The sequence below is a fragment of the Micromonospora sp. NBC_00860 genome, assembly GCF_045207375.1.
GTDB lineage: Bacteria > Actinomycetota > Actinomycetes > Mycobacteriales > Micromonosporaceae > Micromonospora > Micromonospora vinacea.
In genome coordinates, this window is sequence record NZ_CP108825.1 from 3,462,564 (window position 1) to 3,484,515 (window position 21,952).

The 21,952-nt window shown below is 69.3% G+C and carries 14 protein-coding genes and 3 rRNA genes; 4 read left to right on the forward strand and 13 right to left on the reverse strand.

The features are described 5' to 3' along the window. Positions 1 to 63 precede the first annotated feature (63 nt). Entirely contained in the window at positions 64 to 1,083 is a 1,020-nt protein-coding gene (locus OH804_RS15865) for a helix-turn-helix domain-containing protein (protein ID WP_406066095.1), read from the forward strand. A gap of 82 nt (positions 1,084 to 1,165) precedes the next feature. Here OH804_RS15865 and OH804_RS15870 read toward each other — a convergent pair whose 3' ends face one another. The 5 genes from OH804_RS15870 to OH804_RS15890 form a co-directional block, all read right to left on the reverse strand. Further along, positions 1,166 to 4,888: a S8 family serine peptidase gene (locus OH804_RS15870; protein ID WP_406066097.1), complete on the reverse strand. Its 3,723-nt coding sequence runs from the start codon at positions 4,886 to 4,888 to the stop codon at positions 1,166 to 1,168. Positions 4,889 to 5,046: 158 nt separating this feature from the next. Continuing rightward, positions 5,047 to 5,931 carry an NAD kinase gene (locus tag OH804_RS15875; RefSeq protein ID WP_091407282.1) on the reverse strand — a complete coding sequence of 295 codons (885 nt, stop codon included), beginning with the start codon at positions 5,929 to 5,931 and terminating at the stop codon, positions 5,047 to 5,049. Between the two features lie 103 nt (positions 5,932 to 6,034). Continuing rightward, positions 6,035 to 6,895: a TlyA family RNA methyltransferase gene (locus OH804_RS15880; protein WP_406066099.1), complete on the reverse strand. Its 861-nt coding sequence runs from the start codon at positions 6,893 to 6,895 to the stop codon at positions 6,035 to 6,037. 40 nt (positions 6,896 to 6,935) lie between these two features. Continuing rightward, positions 6,936 to 7,205 (reverse strand): hypothetical protein, encoded by a 270-nt coding sequence (locus OH804_RS15885; RefSeq protein ID WP_406066101.1) that lies wholly within the window; start codon positions 7,203 to 7,205, stop codon positions 6,936 to 6,938. Beyond that, complete coding sequence (locus OH804_RS15890) at positions 7,202 to 7,789, reverse strand: hypothetical protein (protein ID WP_406066103.1); 588 nt, start codon at positions 7,787 to 7,789, stop codon at positions 7,202 to 7,204. The genes OH804_RS15885 and OH804_RS15890 overlap by 4 nt, the downstream gene beginning before the upstream one ends. 111 nt (positions 7,790 to 7,900) lie before the next feature. On the opposite strand from OH804_RS15890, the gene OH804_RS15895 reads away from it, so the two are divergent. After that, the gene (locus OH804_RS15895) at positions 7,901 to 8,239 is read left to right on the forward strand and encodes an SCP2 sterol-binding domain-containing protein (protein ID WP_088947517.1); all 339 of its coding nucleotides are present in this window, start codon (positions 7,901 to 7,903) and stop codon (positions 8,237 to 8,239) included. A gap of 17 nt (positions 8,240 to 8,256) precedes the next feature. Here OH804_RS15895 and OH804_RS15900 read toward each other — a convergent pair whose 3' ends face one another. After that, positions 8,257 to 9,288: an HAD-IIA family hydrolase gene (locus OH804_RS15900; protein WP_406066105.1), complete on the reverse strand. Its 1,032-nt coding sequence runs from the start codon at positions 9,286 to 9,288 to the stop codon at positions 8,257 to 8,259. Further along, complete coding sequence (locus OH804_RS15905) at positions 9,285 to 10,241, reverse strand: tetratricopeptide repeat protein (protein WP_406066107.1); 957 nt, start codon at positions 10,239 to 10,241, stop codon at positions 9,285 to 9,287. Before OH804_RS15905 ends, OH804_RS15900 begins: the two co-directional genes overlap by 4 nt. On the opposite strand from OH804_RS15905, the gene OH804_RS15910 reads away from it, so the two are divergent. After that, on the forward strand, positions 10,230 to 12,098 hold the full coding sequence (locus tag OH804_RS15910; protein ID WP_406066109.1) for a hypothetical protein: 1,869 nt from the start codon (positions 10,230 to 10,232) through the stop codon (positions 12,096 to 12,098). The two genes, OH804_RS15905 and OH804_RS15910, sit on opposite strands and share 12 nt — an antisense overlap. Positions 12,099 to 12,188: 90 nt before the next feature. Here the strand turns inward: OH804_RS15910 and rrf are convergent. From rrf to tyrS, 4 genes are all read right to left on the reverse strand, one after another. After that, positions 12,189 to 12,305: ribosomal RNA gene (gene rrf, locus OH804_RS15915) — 5S ribosomal RNA — on the reverse strand. An 85-nt stretch (positions 12,306 to 12,390) separates the two neighbouring features. Further along, positions 12,391 to 15,500, reverse strand: a 23S ribosomal RNA gene (locus OH804_RS15920). Between the two features lie 381 nt (positions 15,501 to 15,881). Then, positions 15,882 to 17,396: ribosomal RNA gene (locus tag OH804_RS15925) — 16S ribosomal RNA — on the reverse strand. Together the 16S, 23S and 5S rRNA genes form the textbook arrangement of a ribosomal RNA operon. A gap of 644 nt (positions 17,397 to 18,040) precedes the next feature. Continuing rightward, positions 18,041 to 19,333, reverse strand: a complete 1,293-nt coding sequence (tyrS, locus tag OH804_RS15930) for a tyrosine--tRNA ligase (protein WP_406066554.1) — start codon at positions 19,331 to 19,333, stop codon at positions 18,041 to 18,043. 82 nt (positions 19,334 to 19,415) lie between these two features. Here tyrS and OH804_RS15935 point away from each other — a divergent pair, with 82 nt between their 5' ends. Next, entirely contained in the window at positions 19,416 to 19,823 is a 408-nt protein-coding gene (locus OH804_RS15935) for a PaaI family thioesterase (protein WP_406066556.1), read from the forward strand. A 22-nt stretch (positions 19,824 to 19,845) separates the two neighbouring features. On the opposite strand, the gene OH804_RS15940 is transcribed toward OH804_RS15935, so the two are convergent. Together OH804_RS15940 and OH804_RS15945 are read right to left on the reverse strand one after the other, a co-directional pair. Further along, positions 19,846 to 21,183 (reverse strand): hemolysin family protein, encoded by a 1,338-nt coding sequence (locus OH804_RS15940; protein ID WP_406066111.1) that lies wholly within the window; start codon positions 21,181 to 21,183, stop codon positions 19,846 to 19,848. 126 nt (positions 21,184 to 21,309) lie between these two features. Then, a complete protein-coding gene (locus OH804_RS15945) occupies positions 21,310 to 21,951 on the reverse strand; it encodes a YgjV family protein (protein WP_196922364.1) in 642 nt (213 codons plus the stop codon). Between the last annotated feature and the right edge of the window lies 1 nt (position 21,952).

Sequence of the window (21,952 nt, forward strand, 5' to 3'; positions counted from 1 at the left end):
GACACTTGACCAGCCGACGGGCCCGGGTACGGCCCGTACCCGGCCGACGTACAGTTCTGCCCCGTGTGGGACGTGATCGGCCTGACCTCGGCTGAGGAGGAGCTCTACCGCTGCCTGCTCCAGCTCACCACGGCCCGCATCGACGAGTTGGCCGTTCGCCTGCACCGGCCCCGTGAGCAGGTCGTCGCCCAGGTCGAGGCGTTGCGCGGCAAGGGCCTCGTACAGCCCACCGACAACGACCCGGACGCCCCGCTGCGCCCGACCGCCCCGGACGTCGCCCTCGGCGGGACGCTGCTGCGCCGCCAGGAGGACCTGGAGTCGGCCCGCCGACTGGTCACCCAGTTGGCCGAGGAGTACCGCTCCGGGCTGCGCCGACACCACGTCGACCACCTGGTGGAGGTGATCACCGGCGCCCGGGTTCTTCGCGACCGCCTACGCGATCTGCAGAACTCGGCGCGGACCGAGGTGCTCTGGTTCTGCCGGGCCAATCCCCTGGCCATGGCCGGCCCGGAGAACGTCGAGGAGTTCGACGCGCTGGCCCGGGGGGTGAACTACCGGGCCATCTACGAACGGGACCTGCTGCTGGAGCCGGGCGCGTTGGCTGACCTGGCCAAGGGGGTCGCCGCCGGTGAGCAGGCCCGCGTCCTGGACCGGCTGCCGGTCCGACTGGCCATCGTGGACGCCCGCACGGCCATCTGCCCGTTGGTGCCGGACCGCGACGGCGGCGAACCGAGCGCCGCCGTGATCGGCCGCAGTCAACTGCTCGATGCCCTGCTCGCCCTCTTCGAAAGTCACTGGCGGGTGGCCACCCGGCTGCGGCTGGACGACCCGCTCGCCGTCGCGACGCCGGAGGCGCGACGGCCGGAGCCGGACAACCAGCCGGGCGACGGTTACCAGCCCGACGCCGACGAGGCCCGGTTGCTGTCGCTGTTCGTGGCCGGCGTACCGGACAAGTCCATCGCCTCCCAGCTCGGGGTGAGCCGGCGCACCGTGCAACGACGGATCGCCGACCTGATGGCCGCCGCCGGCGTGGACACCCGGCCCGGGTTGGCGTTCCAGGTGGCCCGCCGCGGCTGGCTCTGACGCGGAAAGGGTCCGCCGTCGACCGACGGCGGACCCCCTCAACCGCAAGGGCGGGACGGCCGGGCCGCCCCGCCCTGCCCGATCAGCGCAGCCCGTACGCCTGGAGCACCGTCTGGTCGACGGTGTTCCCGGCCCGGTCGGCGGCGTGCACCCGCAGCGACACCGTTCCGCGCCCCGCCGGCACGGTAGCGGTGTACCGGGTGCCCGACCCCGTGGTCGGCGCGTTGCGCCAGGTGACGCCCCCGTCGAAGGAGACCTGCACCCGGACGCTGGCGCCGGTCGGCGCCGGCACCCCGGCCGGCTGCCGCAGGGTCAGCCCGAGCTGGTGCGACCGGTTGCCGCGTACCGTGCCGAGCAGGTCGGCCGGCACCCGGTAGTCGACCTGGAGCAGCGACAACGGCGTGGCGGCGTCGCCCGCCGGTCGGGCCGAGGTGAACTCCCAGGCCGTGTCCGTCCGTGTGCCGTAGCGCCACTCGTCCGAGGAGCGCTGGGTGGTCACGTCCAGGCGGTAGCGGGCCGCCCCGGCGGTAGCGGGCACCGGCGCCCAGCCGTCGGAGAGGTCCGCGATCTGCTGCCCGTTGCGGCTGACCCGCGCCGCGACGGTGTCCGACTCCTCGCTCTCGCCGGCCACGCTGTAGTGGCCCTGCGCGTCGACGAATTCGGCCACCCGCAGATCCAGGTTGTCACCGGTGCGCGTGGGCACCGGCGCACCGCTGGCCGGAACGGCCGGGCGGATCACCGGCGCGTGCCAGGTCTCGGTCACCCGGTCGTCGGCGGCGTAGCGGCGGGGCTGCTCGGTCAGACCACCGGCCAACTGCCCCCACTGCATGAACATCTGCTTGTGCAGCACCCGATGCTGCCACCAGTTGTCGCCGGCGCTGACGAACTCCTGACGGGTGGTGCCGTTGCGGACCATGCGCTGGTCGTCGTTCCAGGCGTACTCCTGCCACGGACGCCAGCCGAACCGCTCCTCGGTTGCCCAGCCCGCACCCACGTCGCCGTAGCTCGCGGTCACCTCGGCGGTGTTCTTCGAGGTCACCGTGTGCACAACACGCTCCGGCACCCGACCCTTCGACACCTGCCACACGTCGTACAGGTAGGGGCTGTCCACGGTCAGCGTCAGGTCCAGCGTCGCCCGGCCCCTGCGCGCTGCCGCGATCAGCCGCTGCCCGTCGTCGTACGCGACCACCATCGACGGGATCGGCAGCCGCTCTCCGGTGGGCCGCCAGACCGTCCACGCGCTCTGGTCCTCCGGCCGGACGATCAGGACCGCGGCGGCGCCGGCTGCCGCGGCGGCGGTCACCTGCTCCTCCTCGGAGCGGTTCGGGTCGGCGCTGAGCAGCACGGCGGCGCCCCGCACCCGGGTCAGCTCGGCGGGGGTGCCGGTGCCGGCCCAGACCAGCGGCAGCTTCCGCCGACCGGTCGGCGCCGGTGACGTGCCCAGCAGGTTGATGTCCGACGGACCGGACACCCCGCTGATCGTCGCGTCCACCATGGGCGCGACGAGCTGCCACCGTGAGGCGAACTCGAACTCGCCCCGGCGCACCTGGCGGGTCGGCGTCACGTTGACCTGCTGAACGGTGCTGTAGGCCATCACACCGTGGTCGATCTGCCGGCCGTTGCCCAGCACCCGGTGCACGTAGTAGCTGAGCGCGGCCCGCTGCTCGCTGGGCTTCGGCGTCTCGATCCGCACCGGCGTGCCCTTGCGGGCGTCGAGCACCACGGTGATATCCCGGTCGACGGTCACCTCCGGCTCGATGATCTGCGTCATCTGCTCGTCCAGGGGGACGCCGTGCGTGAGCAGCGCGGTCAGCACGTACGTGCCTTCCTCGACCTGCAGGGTGCCCTCGCCACCCCACATGCCCCAGAAGTCCGACTCGGGCTGCTCACCGAAGACGGTCAGCCCCGGCGAGAGGCCCGGCTGACCCTCCCGGTCGAGCAGCTTGATGGTGAGTTGGTGCACAGGACCGCTGACGGTGAGCCCGACCGGGGTGCGCACGGCGACGCCGTCCGTGCCGGTCGCCACCAGCCAGCCACCGTGCGGGCCCCGGCCCAACTTCGCCGGGTCGGCGCGCAGCGGCACTGCCACGCTGCCGCCCGCCGGCACGGTCACCTCGCCGAAGGTCACCGCGACCCCGTCGGGCTCGGCCGCTCCGGTGTCCAGGTTGCGGAGGTCCAGGGCCAGCCGCAGTGTCTGCGCGGTCTTCGTGCCGTTGGTGTACGTCACGGTCCGCTCGACCGCGGTACCGCCGGTGGAGATCCGGCCGAAGTCCGCGGTGGCCGAGGCGTACACCTGCTGCCCGAGCGCCCGCGCCACGTCGACCCGACCGCCACCCTGCTCGAAGACGGTGAGCGCCGGGTTCGCCTTCGTGGTGCTGACAAGCGCGTCCTTGAGTTTCGCGGCGGGCCAGTCCGGGTGTTCCTGGGCGAGGATCGCCGCCGCTCCAGCCACGTGCGGAGTGGCCATGGACGTGCCCGACGCGGTCGTGTAGGCGTCGTCCACCGGCGTACCCATTGTGGTGCCGGCGGCCCGCGCGGCGACGATGCCGACGCCCGGCGCGGTGATCTCGGGCTTGAGGCCGTTGTCGCCGAGGCGCGGGCCCCGGCTGGAGAACTCCGCCAGGTTGTCGGCGCGGTCCACCGCGCCGACGGTGAGCGCCGCCGCGGCCGCGCCGGGCGCGCCGACGGTACGCGCGGCGCCCGAGTTGCCGGCGGCGACCACGAAGAGCGCGCCGGTCTCGGCGGTCAGGTCGTTCACCGCCTGGCTCATCGGGTCGGTGCCGTCGGTGGGGTCGCCACCGAGGCTCATGCTGACCACCTTCGCACCGGAGTGGGCGGCCCACTCCATGCCCGCGATGATGGACGAGCTGAAGCCGGAGCCACCGTCGTCGAGCACCTTGCCGACCAGCAGCTGCGCGCCGGGGGCGACGCCCTTGCGTCTCCCGTCGGACGCCGCCCCGCTGCCGGCGATGGTGGCGGCCACGTGGGTGCCGTGGCCGTGCCCGTCGCGGGCGCTGCCGCTGCCGGAGAAGTCCTGCGCCTCGGCGATCCGACCGGCCAGGTCGGGGTGGGTGGCGTCGACACCGGTGTCGAGCACCGCCACCTTCACGCCGGCACCGTCCCGGCCGGCGGCCCAGGCGGTCGGGGCGCCGATCTGCGGCACGCTGTGCTCCAGCGTCGGGCGGACCCGCCCGTCCAGCCAGACACGGGCGATGCCAGCACCCAGCCGGGGCGCGGCGGCAGTCGTGGTCCGGCTGGCCGGCGTACCGGCGAGCGTGGTCCACAGGCCGCCGAGGGCGCCCTTGCCGACCCGCAGCGCGGCGCCGTTGATGCTCTCCAACGGCCGGGCGTCAGTGGCACCGGCAAGCGGCTTGACCCGCCCGGCCGCCTGCTCCTGGTAGCGCACGATCAGCGGCAACGTGCCCTGCGCAGCGTCGCCGTATCCGTCGGCGGCCAACTCCTGCACGTCGAACAGGTTGGCGTCGAGGACCCCGCTCGAGACGTAGGGCAGGGCGTCGCTGGGCAGCACCCGCAGCCGGCCGTCGACCTCCAGGGTCTGGAAGATGACCCGCTCGCGCCCGGGTCCCGGACGGACGGTGGCGGCGACCCGGCCCGGCGCCGCGGGCGCGAGCTCGACCTGGTCGCCGGTGATCAGGGTGACGCGGACGGGTGCCGCGTGCGGGGTGGGCGTGCCCGATGTGGGGCCGGTGGGCCGGGCGGGCGGGTCGGCGGACGCCGGTGCGGCGACGCCGACCACCAACGCGCCGACCGCGCCGACCGCGAGCCAGCGTGGGGACCAGTGCATGCGATGCGCTCCTCTACTCCTCCAGGCCCGCCATCCGTAGATGAGGGCCGATCGGAGTCTGCGTCGGAGCGTGTCACCAGGTCACTAGTCGCCCGCCGCCGCAGCGGCGACATGTCGTCAGGTGGACAACTCACATCCACCGACTGTGTGCGCCACGGTCACCGGCGGCTGCCGCGCCACCCGTGCACGGGGAGGCCGAACTTGGCCACCAGCCGGTCGGTGAACGGGCGGGGGCGCAGCCGCACGATGCGTACCGGCAGGGCGCCCCGGCGCACCGTCACCCGCGCGCCGGGTGGCAGGTCGTAGACGCGCCGGCCGTCGCAGGAGAGCACGGCGAGGGTGGTGAACGGGTCCACGGTGATCACGAAGGTGGACGTCGGGGCCGTGACCAGCGGGCGGCTGAACAACGCGTGCGCGCTGATCGGCACCAGCAGCAGCGCTTCCACCTCCGGCCAGACCACCGGCCCGCCACCGGAGAACGCGTACGCGGTGGAGCCGGTGGGGGTGGCGCAGACGACACCGTCGCAGCCGTAGCGCGACAGTGGCCGCCCGTCCACGTCGACGAGAAGCTCGAGCATCTGGGCCCGCTCGCCCTTCTCGATGCTGATCTCGTTGAGCGCCCAGGACTCGATGGTCGGCCCACCGTCGAACTCGGCGGTGACGTCCAGTGTGAGCCGCTCGTCGACCGTGTAGTTGCGACCGACGACGTCCCGGACCGCGGTGTCCAGGTCGTCGATCTCCGCCTCCGCCAGGAAGCCCACCTTGCCGAGGTTGATGCCGAGCAGCGGCGCCTTCGCGGGCCGGGCCAGCTCGGCGGCGCGCAGAAAGGTGCCGTCTCCACCGAGCGCGAAGACGATCTCGGCGCCCTCGGCGGCCTGCGGGCCAGCGACCGGCACCACGCCGGGCAGGTCGAGGTCGTCGGCCTCGTCGGCGACCACCCGTACCTCGAAACCCGCGTCGATCAGGTCGGCGGCGACCGACCGGGCGTGTTCCGTGCTGCGCCGACGGCCGGTGTGCGTCACCAGCAGCGCGGTCCGGCTCATCGCGCCACCGGCCCACGCCGGAGCGGGCGGCGTCGCGCCAGCCGCGCCTCGGCGCGACCGCCTGTCAGCCCGCGGCCCGTTGTGACGTCCTCGCTGCGCGTGTTCACCCTGCGACCTCCTCCGCCGCCACGTCCGGCACGTCGCCGGCCGTCGTCGAGCCGTCCGGCCCGGCCGCCACCACGGCCCGCACCCGCTGCGGGTCGGCCGCTGGTGCGCCCCGGCGCAACCATACGAAGAACTCCACGTTGCCGCTCGGCCCGGGCAGCGGGCTGGCCGCCACGTCGGCCAGCCCGAGGCCGAGCCGCTCGGCCGTCGCGGCCACGTCCAGCACCGCCTCGGCGCGCAACTCCGGATCGCGGACCACACCGCCGGCGCCGACCCGGTCCTTGCCGACCTCGAACTGCGGCTTGACCATCAGCGCCAGGTCACCGTCGTCGCGGGTGCAGCCGGCCAGCGCCGGCAGCACCAACCGCAGCGAGATGAACGACAGGTCGGCGACAGTGAGGTCGACCGGGCCACCGATCGCGTCGGCATCGAGGGTACGGACGTTGGTGCGCTCCAGGACGCGGACCCGCTCGTTCGTGCGCAGCGGCCAGGCGAGCTGCCCGTAGCCGACGTCCACGGCCACCACCTCGGCCGCGTCGGCGCGCAGCAGCACGTCGGTGAACCCACCGGTCGACGCTCCCGCGTCCAGGCAACGCCGCCCGGCGATGTGCAGCCCACCGGGGGCGAACGCGGCCAGCGCGCCGGCGAGCTTGTGCCCGCCCCGGGAGACGTACTCCTCGGCCGGGTCCGCTCCGGTCACCAGGAGCGGGTCGGCGGGGTCGACCATCGCGGCCGCCTTACGGGCGACCACGCCCCGCAGTTGGACCCGGCCGGCCTCCACCAACGCGGCGGCCTGCTCACGGGAGCGGGCCAGACCGCGGCGGACGAGTTCGGCGTCCAGCCGGTTACGACGTGCCATGCGTGTGGTTCTCCGGTCTGCTCAGGCCTGGTCGTCCCGCTCAGGTCTGGTCGATGGTGGCGAGGGTTTCCCGCAGCGTCTCGTAGGCCGCCTCGTACTGGGCGATCTGGTCGGCCGGAGCAAGTGTCGCCGCGTTGGCGAGGGACTGCACGGCGGCGTCCACCGCCGGATGCCGCGCTTCATCGTCCCCGAGGTCCGGTGGCGGCCCGGGGCGGGCACCCACCGGCGGGCCAGGCCGCCCCAGCCCGCCGGCCGGCGGGCTGGGGCGGGCCGGGAAGGACCCGCCGGGCAGTGGACCGGGCCGGGTCATTCGGCGTCGTCCGACCGCGGCTTGCGGACCGCCTTCTTGGCGGGCATCACGGCCGGCGTCGGGACGTCCTCGTCGGCGGTCCGGCTGATCGTCGCCGGCGGCTTCCTGGCAATGGCCTTCTTGGCGACCGCCTTCTTCGCCACGGCCTTCTTCGCCACGGGCGCGGAGACCGGGGCACCGCCCGAGGAGTCGGACGGCACGAGCCCGGCATCGGGCCGCGCGGCGACGGTCGGGTCGGGTTGCGGCGTCGGGCCGGCGGTCGGCCCGCCGGCCGGCTCGGCGGACCGCGCCTCCCGTAGCTGCCGTTCCAGGTCGTGCACCCGCCGGGTCAGCTCGGCGACCTCGTCGGCGGTGGCCAGCCCGACCGCACCGAGGGCCCGGTCGACCTCGAAACGGACCAGCTTGGTCAGCGCCTCCCGGTTGGCGGCGCCGGTGGTGACAAGCTCCTCGCCGAGGGCCTGGAGTTGGGCGGCGGTCGCACCGCCGGAGCCGACCAGGCGACGAGCCACGTCCTGGGCCTTCTTCCGGGGCGCCTCCGCAAGGCCCATGGCCAGCTCGAGGTAGGCGCGCCACGCGTCCTGCATGCCTGAGTCCTTCCACGGGGCGGGGTGTGCAGGTGTCACGCTACCGGGCACCCCGGACCAACCCGTGCGGTACGGTGCCGAGGACGGCGTGGCGATCAGCGAGGGGGAGATGTGGCCAGCGTGGACGAGTGCCGGCAGGCGTTGCAGGAGCTGGCCGCCCGGTTGGATCGCAACGCCGAGACGGTACGCGAACGGATCGACCTGGACCGCACGTTGGCCTGCCGGATCACCGACCTGGACACCGCGTTCCACGGCCGGATCACCGGTGGTCGGCTGGTCGAGCTGACCGACGGCGACGACCCCAAGGCCAAGATCGCGCTGAGCACGTCCAGCGACGACCTGCTCGCCCTGGTCCGAGGCGACCTGGACGTCACCAGCGCGGTGACCTCCCGCCGGGTGTCGATCAAGGCCAACCCGTTCGACCTGCTCAAGTTGCGCAAGCTGCTCTGACTGTTTGGCTGGCGGCGTCACGCCGCCGCGGTCAGACCGAAACTCTCCAACGCGTGGGCCGCGTCCGGGCCCACCGGGCGGATCTTCGGTAGCGCCGGCACCGGTGCCGACCAGGCCACCGCGCAGAGCGCCGCCAGGGCGTCCAGCGGTCGGCCGGCCCCGGCCAGCTCCAGCGTGCCGTCCCGGTCGGTCACGGACCAGCCGCCAGCGTCCGCCGGGCCCGGGACCCGCACCGCGGCAGCCGGGTCGAAGAGCCCCGCCAGGTCCCTCGCCACGTACGTGGGACGGCGCCGCGGCTCGGCGGCCAGCAGCTCCGGTACGCCGCTGACGCCGGTGAGCACGAGCAGGCTGTCCAGCCCCGCCCGGCGGGCGCCCTCGATGTCGGTGTCCAGCCGGTCACCCACCACCAGGCTCCGCCCGCCACCACTGCGCCGAGCGGCCGTCTCGAACAACGCCGACTCCGGCTTGCCGACCACCACGTCGGGGTCCCGCTCCAGCGCCGTCCGCAGCACGGCGACCAGCGAACCGTTGCCGGGCAGTGGTCCCCGCCCACTGGGCAGGGTGCGATCGGTGTTGGTGGCGATCCAGATCGCACCCGCCCGCACCGCGATCGACGCCTCGGCCAACTCGGCCCAGCCGACCTGCGGGCCGTACCCCTGCACCACCGCCGCCGGCTTCTCGTCGGCCTGGGTGACCGGGGTGAGACCGACAGCGCGCAGCTCCGCGCGCAGCGCCTCCGCACCGACCACCAGCACCGACGCGCCGGCGGGCAGCCGGTCGCGCAGCAACTCGGCCGAGGCGGCTGCGGAGGTGAGGACCTCCTCCGGCCGGGCCGGCACACCCATCCCGGTCAGCAGGTCAGCGACCTCGCTGGACCGGCGGGACGCGTTGTTGGTGGCATACGCCACCGCCCGTCCCTCGGCGTGCAGCCGGGCCACCGCCTCGACGGCGCCGGGGATCGGCCGGTCGATCAGGTAGATCACGCCGTCCAGATCGAAGACGACCAGGGTGTACCCGTCGACCAGCCGCTCCCCCACGCCCGCGCTCACCGCTGCGTCGAACCCGACTCGTCGTCCCGGACCGGCACGGTCCCGTCGGCGTCCGCCGCGTCGACGTCCGACGTCACGCCACTGTCGCCAGCGGTGTCCACGTCGGCGTTGCCGCTCTCGGTGGGGTGACGGTCCTCGTCCTCGCCGTCGAAGCCTTCGTCGTCGACGGGACGGCCGACAGCGGCGTCCTCCTCGTCGTCGTCGAAGTCCTCGTCCTCGTCATCGTCATCGTCGTCATCGTCATCGTCATCGTCATCGTCGACATCGTCATCGTCGTCGTCGTCGCCGGTCAGGTCGGCGTCGGGTCGGGCCGGCACCGCGCCAGGAGTGCCCGGGCCTGCGGCGATCTCCTCGGCGGCCTCGTCCTCGTCGTCACCCTCGATGACCACGCCGTCGAGCTCGAGCAGGCGCTCGGCGGCGTCGGTCTCGCCCTCGGTGTCCACGTCGGCAGCGCGGGAGAACCATTCGCGGGCCTCCTCGCGCCGACCCACCGCGAGCAGCGCGTCGGCGTACGCGTACCGCAGCCGGGCCGTCCACGGCACTGTGGCTTCGCTGGTGAGGTCCGGGACCTGGAGCATCGCGACCGCAGCGTCCTTCTGCCCGAGGTCGCCCCGCGCGCCGGCAGCGACGATCAGCAGCTCGATCGCCACGGCCTGGTCCAGCTTCTCCCGGTCCGCGCCACGGAACAGGTCGATGGCCCGCTCCGGCCGGCCGAGGGCACGCTCGCAGTCCGCGAGTACGGCCAGGTGGCTCTGCAACCCGCTCATCCGGTGGTACGTGCGCAGCTCGGCGATCGCCGACTGCCACTCTCCCGCGTGGTACGCGGCCAGGCCGACCGCCTCGCGGACAGCGGAGATGCGCGACGCGAGCCGCCGGGCGGCCAGCGCGTGCGCCAACGCCTCGGCCGGGTCCTCGTCGATCAGCTGCCCGGTGGCGACCAGGTGTCGGGCCACCGTCTCGGCGACCGGCTTGTTCAGCGAGAGCAGCTCAGCGCGGACGTCCTTGTCGAGGTCGGTCGCGACGATGTCGTCCGGCAGCGCCGGGGCCGAACTACGCCCGCCCTCGAACGACTCGGAGCCACCCGCGCGATCGTCGCGACGGAACTCCCCCTCGCGACGCGGCCGCTCGTCGGCCCGGAAACCCCCGGTGCGCTCTCCACCCCGGTGGCCGCCCTCGCGGTCACCGCCACGGAAACCGCCCTCACGGGGAGCGCTGGAACGCGAACCGTCCCGGTCGCCACCACGGAACCCGCCCTCACGGCGGTCGCCGCCCCGGAAGCCGCCCTCGCGGGGAGCGCCCGAGCGCGAACCGTCGCGGTCACCGCCCCGGAAGCCACCCTCACGGGGGGCGCTGGAACGCGAGCTGTCCCGGTCGCCGCCACGGAAACCACCCTCACGGCGGTCACCGCCACGGAAGCCACCGTCGCGGTCACCGCCACGGAAGCCACCCTCGCGCGGCGGGCCGGAGCGAGTGCGGTCGCCACCCTGGTAACCGCCCTCACGACGGTCACCCCCACGGAAACCACCCTCACGGTCACCACCGCGGAAGCCACCCTCACGGGGAGCGCCCGAACGCGAACCGTCGCGGTCCCCGCCCCGGAAGCCACCCTCACGGGGGGCGCTGGAACGCGAGCTGTCCCGGTCGCCGCCACGGAAACCACCCTCACGGCGGTCACCGCCACGGAAGCCACCGTCGCGCGGCGGGCCGGAGCGAGTGCGGTCGCCACCCTGGTAACCGCCCTCACGACGGTCACCCCCACGGAAACCACCCTCACGGGGAGCGCCCGAACGCGAACCATCGCGGTCACCACCACGGAAACCACCCTCGCGGCGGTCGCCGCCACGGAAGCCACCGTCGCGGTCACCACCGCGGAAGCCACCCTCGCGCGGAGCGCCCGAACGCGAACCGTCCCGGTCGCCGCCCCGGAAGCCACCCTCACGGTCGCCACCACGGAAACCGCCCTCACGACGGTCGCCGCCACGGAAACCACCGTCGCGATCTCCACCGCGGAAGCCACCCTCACGGGGGGCGCTGGAACGCGAGCTGTCCCGGTCGCCACCACGGAAGCCACCCTCGCGGCGGTCGCCACCACGGAAACCACCGTCGCGGTCACCGCCACGGAAGCCACCCTCGCGCGGCGGGCCGGAGCGAGTGCGGTCACCGCCCTGGTAACCGCCCTCACGACGGTCACCCCCACGGAAACCACCCTCACGCGGGGCGCTGGAACGCGAACCGTCCCGGTCGCCACCACGGAAGCCACCCTCACGAGGGGCGCTGGAACGCGAGCTGTCCCGGTCGCCACCCCGGAAGCCACCCTCGCGGCGGTCGCCGCCACGGAAGCCACCGTCGCGGTCACCGCCACGGAAGCCACCTTCGCGGGGGGCACTGGAGCGCGAGCTGTCACGATCGCCGCCACGGAAGCCGCCCTCGCGGGGCGCACCGGACCGGAAACCACCCTCGCGGGGAGCACCCGAGCGCGAACCGTCCCGGTCACCGCCGCGGTAGCCGCCCTCACGGGGGGCGCTGGAACGCGAACCATCGCGGTCGCCGCCACGGAAACCACCCTCACGGCGGTCGCCGCCACGGTAGCCGCCCTCACGGGGGGCGCTGGAGCGCGAGCTGTCCCGGTCACCACCACGGGAGCCAGAATCGCGGCCGCCGGCGTATCCGCCTCGGGCGCCGCCGCTGTCGCGGTCTCCCCGGTACGGGGGCCGGCCTTGGTCATCGCGGCGCGGGCCGCGGTCGCGTCCGCCCGCACCGTCAGTACGGTCTTCGTAACGACGGGGACGGTCTCCGCCCTGCGGTCCTGAACTCACAGGTACATCCTTCCTGATTGCGCCACCAATGGCGCTACGCAGTCGAGGGCCGACCCGGATGGGGCGGCCCTCGACTGGAAGATTGTCCGGCGGCGTCCTACTCTCCCACACCCTCACGAGTGCAGTACCATCGGCGCTGGAGGGCTTAGCTTCCGGGTTCGGAATGTAACCGGGCGTTTCCCCTCCGCCATGACCGCCGTAACTCTATGAACATATCAAACAACCCCGGCACACAAACACGGGTGTTCGCTTGTTCAGAGTTGCACAGTGGACGCGTAGCAGCTTAGTAGTCAAGTCCTCGGCCTATTAGTACCGGTCAACTGAACCCGTTACCGGGCTTACATTTCCGGCCTATCAACCCAGTCGTCTAGCTGGGGGCCTTACCCCACCAAGGTGGGTGGGATACCTCATCTTGAAGCAGGCTTCCCGCTTAGATGCTTTCAGCGGTTATCCCTTCCGAACGTAGCTAACCAGCCGTGCCCTTGGCAGGACAACTGGCACACCAGAGGTTCGTCCGTCCCGGTCCTCTCGTACTAGGGACAGCCCTTCTCAAGTATCCTACGCGCACGGCGGATAGGGACCGAACTGTCTCACGACGTTCTAAACCCAGCTCGCGTACCGCTTTAATGGGCGAACAGCCCAACCCTTGGGACCTGCTACAGCCCCAGGATGCGACGAGCCGACATCGAGGTGCCAAACCATCCCGTCGATATGGACTCTTGGGGAAGATCAGCCTGTTATCCCCGGGGTACCTTTTATCCGTTGAGCGACACCGCTTCCACTCGCAAGTGCCGGATCACTAGTCCCGACTTTCGTCCCTGCTCGACCTGTCAGTCTCACAGTCAAGCTCCCTTGTGTACTTGCACTCAACACCTGATTGCCAACCAGGCTGAGGGAACCTTTGGGCGCCTCCGTTACCTTTTAGGAGGCAACCGCCCCAGTTAAACTACCCACCAGACACTGTCCCTGAACCGGATAACGGTCCGAAGTTAGATACCCAAATCAACCAGAGTGGTATTTCAAGATTGCCTCCACCCATACTGGCGTATGGACTTCACCGGCTCCCACCTATCCTACACAAGCTAATTCGAGTACCAATGTCAAGCTATAGTAAAGGTCCCGGGGTCTTTCCGTCCTGCCGCGCGTAACGAGCATCTTTACTCGTACTGCAATTTCGCCGGGCCTGTGGTTGAGACAGTGGGGAAGTCGTTACGCCATTCGTGCAGGTCGGAACTTACCCGACAAGGAATTTCGCTACCTTAGGATGGTTATAGTTACCACCGCCGTTTACTGGCGCTTAAGTTCTCCGCTTCGCCCCGAAGAGCTAACAGGTCCCCTTAACGTTCCAGCACCGGGCAGGCGTCAGTCCATATACATCGAATTACTTCTTCGCATGGACCTGTGTTTTTAGTAAACAGTCGCTTCCCCCTGCTCTCTGCGGCCATACAACGCTCCACCCGCGCGGGGCTTCACGTCTCCGGCCCCCCTTCTCCCTAAGTTACGGGGGCAATTTGCCGAGTTCCTTAACCACAGTTCGCCCGATCGCCTCGGTATTCTCTACCTGACCACCTGTGTCGGTTTGGGGTACGGGCCGCTAAGAACTCGCTAGAGGCTTTTCTCGGCAGCATAGGATCACTGACTTCACCTGAATCGGCTCGGCATCACGTCTCAGCCCTAGTGTGTTGCGGATTTGCCTACAACACGGCCTACACGCTTACCCCGGCACAACCACCGGCCGGGCTCAGCTACCTTCCTGCGTCACCCCATCGCTTGACTACTACCCATCAGGTTCCCACGCTCCCTCAACTCAGTCCGAAGACCTCACCAAGTTCGGATGGTTAGCACAACGAGGTTCATCAGGGACGCTCTTTCGCGGGTACGGGAATATCAACCCGTTGTCCATCGACTACGCCTCTCGGCCTCGCCTTAGGTCCCGACTCACCCAGGGCGGATTAGCCTGGCCCTGGAACCCTTGGTCATCCGGCGGAAGGGTTTCTCACCCTTCTTTCGCTACTCATGCCTGCATTCTCACTCGTGCCGCGTCCACAACTGGGTCACCCCGCTGCTTCACTCGCGGCACGACGCTCCCCTACCCATCCACACACCTGCACAAGGAATCAAGTCCAAGCGAGGATAAAATGTGAATGCCACAGCTTCGGCGGTGTGCTTGAGCCCCGCTACATTGTCGGCGCGGAACCACTTGACCAGTGAGCTATTACGCACTCTTTAAAGGGTGGCTGCTTCTAAGCCAACCTCCTGGTTGTCTATGCGACCCCACATCCTTTTCCACTTAGCACACGCTTAGGGGCCTTAGCTGGTGATCTGGGCTGTTTCCCTCTCGACTACGAAGCTTATCCCCCGCAGTCTCACTGCCGCGCTCTCACTTACCGGCATTCGGAGTTTGGCTGATTTCGGTAAGCTTGTGGGCCCCCTAGACCATCCAGTGCTCTACCTCCGGCAAGAAACACGCGACGCTGCACCTAAATGCATTTCGGGGAGAACCAGCTATCACGGAGTTTGATTGGCCTTTCACCCCTAACCACAGGTCATCCCCCAATTTTTCAACATTGGTGGGTTCGGCCCTCCACGCGGTCTTACCCGCGCTTCAGCCTGCCCATGGCTAGATCACTCCGCTTCGGGTCTAGGACACGCGACTGAATCGCCCTATTCAGACTCGCTTTCGCTACGGCTCCCCCACACGGGTTAACCTCGCCACATGCCACTAACTCGCAGGCTCATTCTTCAAAAGGCACGCCGTCACCCCGCAAGGCTCCGACGGATTGTAGGCGAACGGTTTCAGGTACTATTTCACTCCCCTCCCGGGGTACTTTTCACCATTCCCTCACGGTACTTGTCCGCTATCGGTCACCAGGAAGTATTTAGGCTTACCAGGTGGTCCTGGCAGATTCACGGCAGATTTCAGGGGTCCGCCGCTACTCGGGAACACCCACAGAAGGTCAGCAACTTTCACCTACCGGACTCTCACCGTCTACGGTCAGCCATTCCAGACTGTTCGACTAGCCACTGACTTTGTAACTCCTCGAGTGCATGTCAGTACACTCAGCGGGGTCCCACAACCCCGACCACGCAACCCCTGACAGGTATCACACGCAGCCGGTTTAGCCTCGATCCGCTTTCGCTCGCCACTACTCACGGAATCACTAAATTGTTTTCTCTTCCTACGGGTACTGAGATGTTTCACTTCCCCGCGTTCCCTCCACACACCCTATGTGTTCAGGTGTGGGTGACACCACATGACTGGTGCCAGGTTTCCCCATTCGGACACCCTGGGATCACAGCTTGGTTGACAGCTCCCCCAGGCCTATCGCGGCCTCCCACGTCCTTCATCGGCTCCTGGTGCCAAGGCATTCACCGTTCGCCCTTGACAACTTGACCACAAAGATGCTCGCGTCCACTGTGCAATTCTCAACAAACGACCAACCCACAACCCGATCCGCCCCACACCAAACCCGACAACAGTCAGCGGTATGTGAGGCCAGGCCATGCCTGGCAGACTGCCAGCCCCCACACAGGAGGCCAGCCACGTCTCTGAAACAACAACCACACGGGTTGTTCCTTCAGGACCCAACAGGGTGCCTACATCTCCCCCCAGCCGCACCAGAAGCAACCGTTCCCACCACCCAAGGGTGGCTGTACTAGGCGCCGCCGGCCGTTGCCAGGGCAAAACTTGCCAGTGTCTCCGCCATCTGAGCACCCCACCACCACAGTCGGGCAGTGCGGGCTCCTTACCGACTTTCGTCGGAAGGTGCTCCTTAGAAAGGAGGTGATCCAGCCGCACCTTCCGGTACGGCTACCTTGTTACGACTTCGTCCCAATCGCCAGCCCCACCTTCGACGGCTCCCTCCACAAGGGTTGGGCCACCGGCTTCGGGTGTTGCCGACTTTCGTGACGTGACGGGCGGTGTGTACAAGGCCCGGGAACGTATTCACCGCAGCGTTGCTGATCTGCGATTACTAGCGACTCCGACTTCACGGGGTCGAGTTGCAGACCCCGATCCGAACTGAGACCGGCTTTTTGGGATTCGCTCCACCTCGCGGTATCGCAGCCCATTGTACCGGCCATTGTAGCATGCGTGAAGCCCTGGACATAAGGGGCATGATGACTTGACGTCATCCCCACCTTCCTCCGAGTTGACCCCGGCAGTCTTCGATGAGTCCCCGCCATAACGCGCTGGCAACATCGAACGAGGGTTGCGCTCGTTGCGGGACTTAACCCAACATCTCACGACACGAGCTGACGACAGCCATGCACCACCTGTGACCGCCCCCGAAGGACCTCACATCTCTGCGAGTTTTGCGGCCATGTCAAACCCAGGTAAGGTTCTTCGCGTTGCATCGAATTAATCCGCATGCTCCGCCGCTTGTGCGGGCCCCCGTCAATTCCTTTGAGTTTTAGCCTTGCGGCCGTACTCCCCAGGCGGGGCGCTTAATGCGTTAGCTGCGGCACAGGGAACCGGAGAGGCCCCCCACACCTAGCGCCCAACGTTTACAGCGTGGACTACCAGGGTATCTAATCCTGTTCGCTCCCCACGCTTTCGCTCCTCAGCGTCAGTATCGGCCCAGAGACCCGCCTTCGCCACCGGTGTTCCTCCTGATATCTGCGCATTTCACCGCTACACCAGGAATTCCAGTCTCCCCTACCGAACTCTAGCCTGCCCGTATCGACCGCAGGCTTGGGGTTGAGCCCCAAGTTTTCACGGTCGACGCGACAAGCCGCCTACGAGCTCTTTACGCCCAATAAATCCGGACAACGCTCGCACCCTACGTCTTACCGCGGCTGCTGGCACGTAGTTGGCCGGTGCTTCTTCTGCAGGTACCGTCACTCTCGCTTCGTCCCTGCTGAAAGAGGTTTACAACCCGAAGGCCGTCATCCCTCACGCGGCGTCGCTGCATCAGGCTTCCGCCCATTGTGCAATATTCCCCACTGCTGCCTCCCGTAGGAGTCTGGGCCGTGTCTCAGTCCCAGTGTGGCCGGTCGCCCTCTCAGGCCGGCTACCCGTCGTCGCCTTGGTAGGCCATCACCCCACCAACAAGCTGATAGGCCGCGAGCCCATCCCAAGCCGAAAAACTTTCCACCACCAGCCATGCGGCCAGCAGTCCTATTCGGTATTAGCCCCCGTTTCCGAGGGTTATCCCAAAGCTTGGGGCAGGTTGCTCACGTGTTACTCACCCGTTCGCCGCTCGAGTACCCCGAAGGGCCTTTCCGCTCGACTTGCATGTGTTAAGCACGCCGCCAGCGTTCGTCCTGAGCCAGGATCAAACTCTCCAACAAAAAATTAGTTGAACAGCTATCCCGGCAACAAACAAATGTTGCCAAAGGAATCCCAACCAGCCAGCAAAAACTGACCAGTCCGGGGTATAAATCATAATTGGCACTGGCTTTACAAGCACCCTGTTGAGTTCTCAAAGAACAACCACACACCGACCAGAAGCCCCACCCAAGTGGAACCCCAACCGGGGCTAATTCCCGTACCGCGTCCGGCGCTTTCAGCGCCAGGCACTTTTACTACGTTACCCGCTCGTTTCCGCCGTGTCAAACCGATATTTCGCGGTTCGTCGTGCTTCACCCGAGAATGCGGGCACCATGTCGCAACCGGCTTGCGCCGCTCTCGTCATGGATTCGACAGGCCGGCCGTCGCGATTTCCCGCGACCCGCCCGGTGCCCTGCCGGTTCGTAACCATACCCGGTCGGTTTCGCCGCGCCAAATCCGCCTCGCGGCGTTTCTGGGGGCACCTCCCGGTTGGGGCTCCGGTGGGCAATGCCCGCCCGACCCCCTGGCCGTTGGCCGGCGCTCCGGCCGTCTCAGGCTTTCGCCTGTTTCGTCCGTTCCGCGCTGACAGAGAGAAAGTTACGCGTCCGGCGGGATGATCGTCAAATCCGCCGGACGCGTCCCCCGTCACATGGTCGACAGTGGGCTATTCGCCCAGCTCAACGCCCGCGAACGACCGCTTGCCGCGGCGCAGCACCAGGTAACGCCCGTGCAGCAGGTCGGTCGCCGAGACCCGAGCATCCACCTCGGTCACCCGGTTGTTGTTGACGTAGGCGCCACCCTCGGCGATCACCCGTCGGGCCTCCTTGAGGCCGCTCACCAGACCGGAGTCACGCAGCAGACCCGCCACATCCGGCAATTCGCCGGTGAGGCGAACGAGACCGGCCTCGGTCAGGGCCGCGCGCAGGGTCTCCGGTGCCAACTCGTCCAGCGATCCGCGGCCGAAGAGCGCCTGGCTCGCGGCGATCGCCTGCCGGGTCTCGTCGGCGCCGTGCACCAGGGTGGTCAGCTCCTCGGCGAGCGCCCGCTGCGCCAGCCGGGCCGCCGGCCGTTCGGCGGTCGCCTTCGCCAACTCCTCCAGCTCGTCGCGGGTCCGGAAGCTGAAGTACCGCAGGTAGCGGTCCACCTCCTGGTCCTCGACGTTGAGCCAGAACTGGTAGAACGCGTACGGGCTGGTCATCGTGGGGTCGAGCCAGACAGTGCCACCCTCGGTCTTGCCGAACTTCGTGCCGTCGGACTTGGTGACGAGCGGCGTGGTGAACGCCTGCACCGGCCCCGCACCCCGTCGGCGTACGTAGTCGACGCCGGCGGTGATGTTGCCCCACTGGTCGGAGCCGCCGAACTGGAGCTGACAGCCGTGCCGGCGGTGCAGCTCGAAGAAGTCGTTGGCCTGTAGCAGCTGGTAACTGAACTCGGTGAAGCTGATGCCGGTCTCCAGGCGGGCCCGCACCACCTCCCGCGCGAGCATCTTGTTCACCGGGAAGTGTTTGCCCACGTCGCGGAGGAACTCGACGATCGACATCTCGCCGGTCCAGTCCAGGTTGTTGACCAACTGCGCCGCGTTGTCCCCGGTGTACGACACGAACGGCGCCAACTGCTCGCGGATGCGCTCGACCCAGCCGGCGATCACGTCGGGCGGGTTGAGGGTCCGCTCGGCGCTCTCCTTCGGGTCGCCGATCTGCCCGGTCGCCCCGCCGACCAGCAGCAACGGGCGATGGCCGGCGAGTTGCAGCCGGCGGGCCATGAGGACCTGCATGAGGTTGCCGACGTGCAGGCTCGGCGCGGTGGGGTCGAAACCCACGTAGTACGTGGTGGACTTCCCACCGTCGAGCAGCTCGCGCAGCTCGTCGAGGCCGGTCGAGTCCTGTATCAGGCCACGCCAGAGCAGGTCGTCGATCAGGGAGTCCCGCCCAGGCGGCGGAGGGCTGCTGTCGGTCACGGTCACCGATTCTCCCCCATCGTCGGCGTCGACCCGTACCGGGTTTGCCGCAACCCACCCCGGCTAGGCTTGCGCCCCGTTGATCGGGGAGGGCTTTGCCGTGGAGATTCCGGATCTGACGGGCGGTTTCGCCGCCCTGCTCGGCCTCAAGTTCGAGGAGGCCAGCGCCGACCGGGTGGTCATCAGCTGGCAGGTCCACCCGGGGCTGCACCAGCCGTTCGGCATCCAGCACGGCGGTGTGTACTGCTCGGTGGTGGAGACCGCGGCCAGCGTGGGCGGGGCCCTCTGGCTCGCCGACCGGGGCACTGTCGTGGGGGTGTCGAACCAGACCGACTTCCTGCGGGCCGTGCGGGACGGCGAGCTGACCGCGGTCGGTACCCCGGTGCACCGCGGCCGCAGCCAGCAGCTCTGGCAGGTGGAGATCACCGACGCCGACGACCGGCTGGTCGCCCGTGGTCAGGTCCGGCTGCAGAACCTCTCGCCCGCCTGAGCGACGGCGTGCGCCGGACTTGTCACCTGCGGGCCTCGTCCAGCACCGGTTCCGGGGCCTGGTCGGTGTCGGCGTCACCGTCGGCTTCATCGGGTACGCGGCTGAGCCGTACCTCGGTGATCGCCCGGTGGTCGATGCCGGCCACCATCAGCACCCAGCCGTCCAGCGTGACGTCCTCCCCGGCGACGGTGGGGATGTGCCCGAGCCGGGTCAGCACCAGCCCGGCGACTGTGGTGTAGTCGCCATCCGGGCGCGACGGCAGCTCGACGCCGATGTCCGGCAGGTCGTGGACCGGGAAGGTGCCGGGCAGCAGCAGCGCGCCGTCGGGGTCGCGTCGTACCGAGCGCACATCCCGGTCGGTCTCGTCGTAGATCTCGCCGACGATCTCCTCCAGGATGTCCTCCAGCGTCACGATGCCGTCGACGGCGCCGCGCTCGTCCACGACGAGCGCGATGTGCTGACGCTCGGCCTTGAACTGGCGCAGCGCGTCCACCACGGGCAGCGAGTCGGGCAGCAGCATCGGCGGCCGGGCGATCTCGTCGACCGGGCGATCGTCGGGCACGCCCACCAGGTCACGCAGGTGGATCATTCCGGCGGTGTCGTCCAGGCCGCCGTGGCGCACGACCGGAGCCCGGGAGTGCCCGGTGGCGGCCAGCACGAGCCGCGCGGCCTCCGCAGTGGTCCCGCTGTCGAGCGTGAAGACCTGCAACCGGGGTACGAGGACAGCCCGCAACCGCCGGTCGGCGATCTCCACGGCGCCCGCGATGATGGTCCGCTGTTCCTTGGTGAAGCCGTGGTTGCCGGCGACGATGTCGCGCAGCTCGTCCGGGCCGATCTCCTCCGGCTGGTGTTTGGGGTTGAGCCCGACCAGGCGGACCACCACGTCGCTGGTGGCGCCGAGCGCCCAGACGGCCGGCCGGGTGAAGCTGGCCAGCAGGTCGAGTGGGCGGGCCACCAGCAGTGCCCAGCGCTCGGCGGACTGCATGGCGATCCGCTTGGGCGCCAGCTCGCCGAAGACCAGGGTGACGAAGGTCAGCGCGAGGGTGACCGCCACGATCGCCACCGTCTCGGCGGCGCCGCCGAACATCCCAAGCAGTGGCACCAGGGGTTTGGCCAGCGAGACCGCCGCAGCGGCGGAGGCCAGGAAGCCGGCGAGGGTGATGCCGATCTGGATGGTGGCCAGGAAGCGGTTGGGGTCCTTGGCGAGCCGGGCCAACACCCGCCCGGCCCGGCTGGTGCGCTCCAACCGCTGAATCTGGCTGTCTCGCAGCGACACCAACGCCATCTCGCTACCCGCGAAGAGCGCGTTGATCACGACCAGGACTCCGACCAGGGCCAGTTGGCTCCCGTAGCTCTGCACGCCCGGTTCGCTCCCTCGTGGTGGTGGCACCGGCCGCTACGCGCGGCACCCGCCGGTCGGCGAGCCCGCCCGGCGTAGGCCTGTCATTGCCCCGTCCGGCGCCGGCCGAATCCTGCCCCGGCGACGCTACGCCGACTGGGCCGTCGATGACGCCGGCAGGTCGAGGATGTACGAGTCGCCCTCCGGGCGGAAGCCGAGCCGGTGGTAGTAGGGGGCGACCATCCGGGGCGGGCTGACCACCCGGTGGAAGCCCCGTTCGGTGAACAGGTGGCTGCGCCGGTAGACGAACTCGCCCGGGGTGAAGTCCCGGAACTTCGGGGTCACGTAGTCCAGGTCGATCTGGGCGACGCCGGGCGCCTCGGCGTGCGACAGCACCACCCCGACCACCTCGTCGGCCGTGACCACGAGGAACGCCGAGCGCCCCGAGGCGTCCGGGTCCCAGTGGAAGCCGGGGTTGAACCGGGCGATGTCGGCGGCGTGCACCCGCAGCGTGTGCGCGAGGAACTGGTCGCCGACACCGACCTCGACCACCTGGTAGGTCTTCTCGTCGTGCCGGGTGGCGAGCATCCCGCGCAGGTACCAGATGTTGATCACCGCGAGCACGACGTTGAGCCCGACGCCGGGCCAGACCTCGATCGCGGCGTTGTAGCCGATCAACACGAAGCAGCCGACGAGGTTGAGCGCCCGCAACCGCAGGATGCGCGACTGCAGCAGCGACCAGACCAGCACCGCGGAGCCGGCCCAGCCGACGAGATCCAACCAGTTCACG

What these genes read in the sequence shown, in the direction of transcription:
- OH804_RS15870 (WP_406066097.1), bottom strand. Translation starts at nt 4,888, where the DNA reads ATGCACTGGTCCCCACGCTGGCTCGCGGTCGGCGCGGTCGGCGCGTTG.
- OH804_RS15875 (WP_091407282.1), bottom strand. Translation starts at nt 5,931, where the DNA reads ATGAGCCGGACCGCGCTGCTGGTGACGCACACCGGCCGTCGGCGCAGC.
- OH804_RS15880 (WP_406066099.1), bottom strand. Translation starts at nt 6,895, where the DNA reads ATGGCACGTCGTAACCGGCTGGACGCCGAACTCGTCCGCCGCGGTCTG.
- OH804_RS15885 (WP_406066101.1), bottom strand. Translation starts at nt 7,205, where the DNA reads ATGACCCGGCCCGGTCCACTGCCCGGCGGGTCCTTCCCGGCCCGCCCC.
- OH804_RS15890 (WP_406066103.1), bottom strand. Translation starts at nt 7,789, where the DNA reads ATGCAGGACGCGTGGCGCGCCTACCTCGAGCTGGCCATGGGCCTTGCG.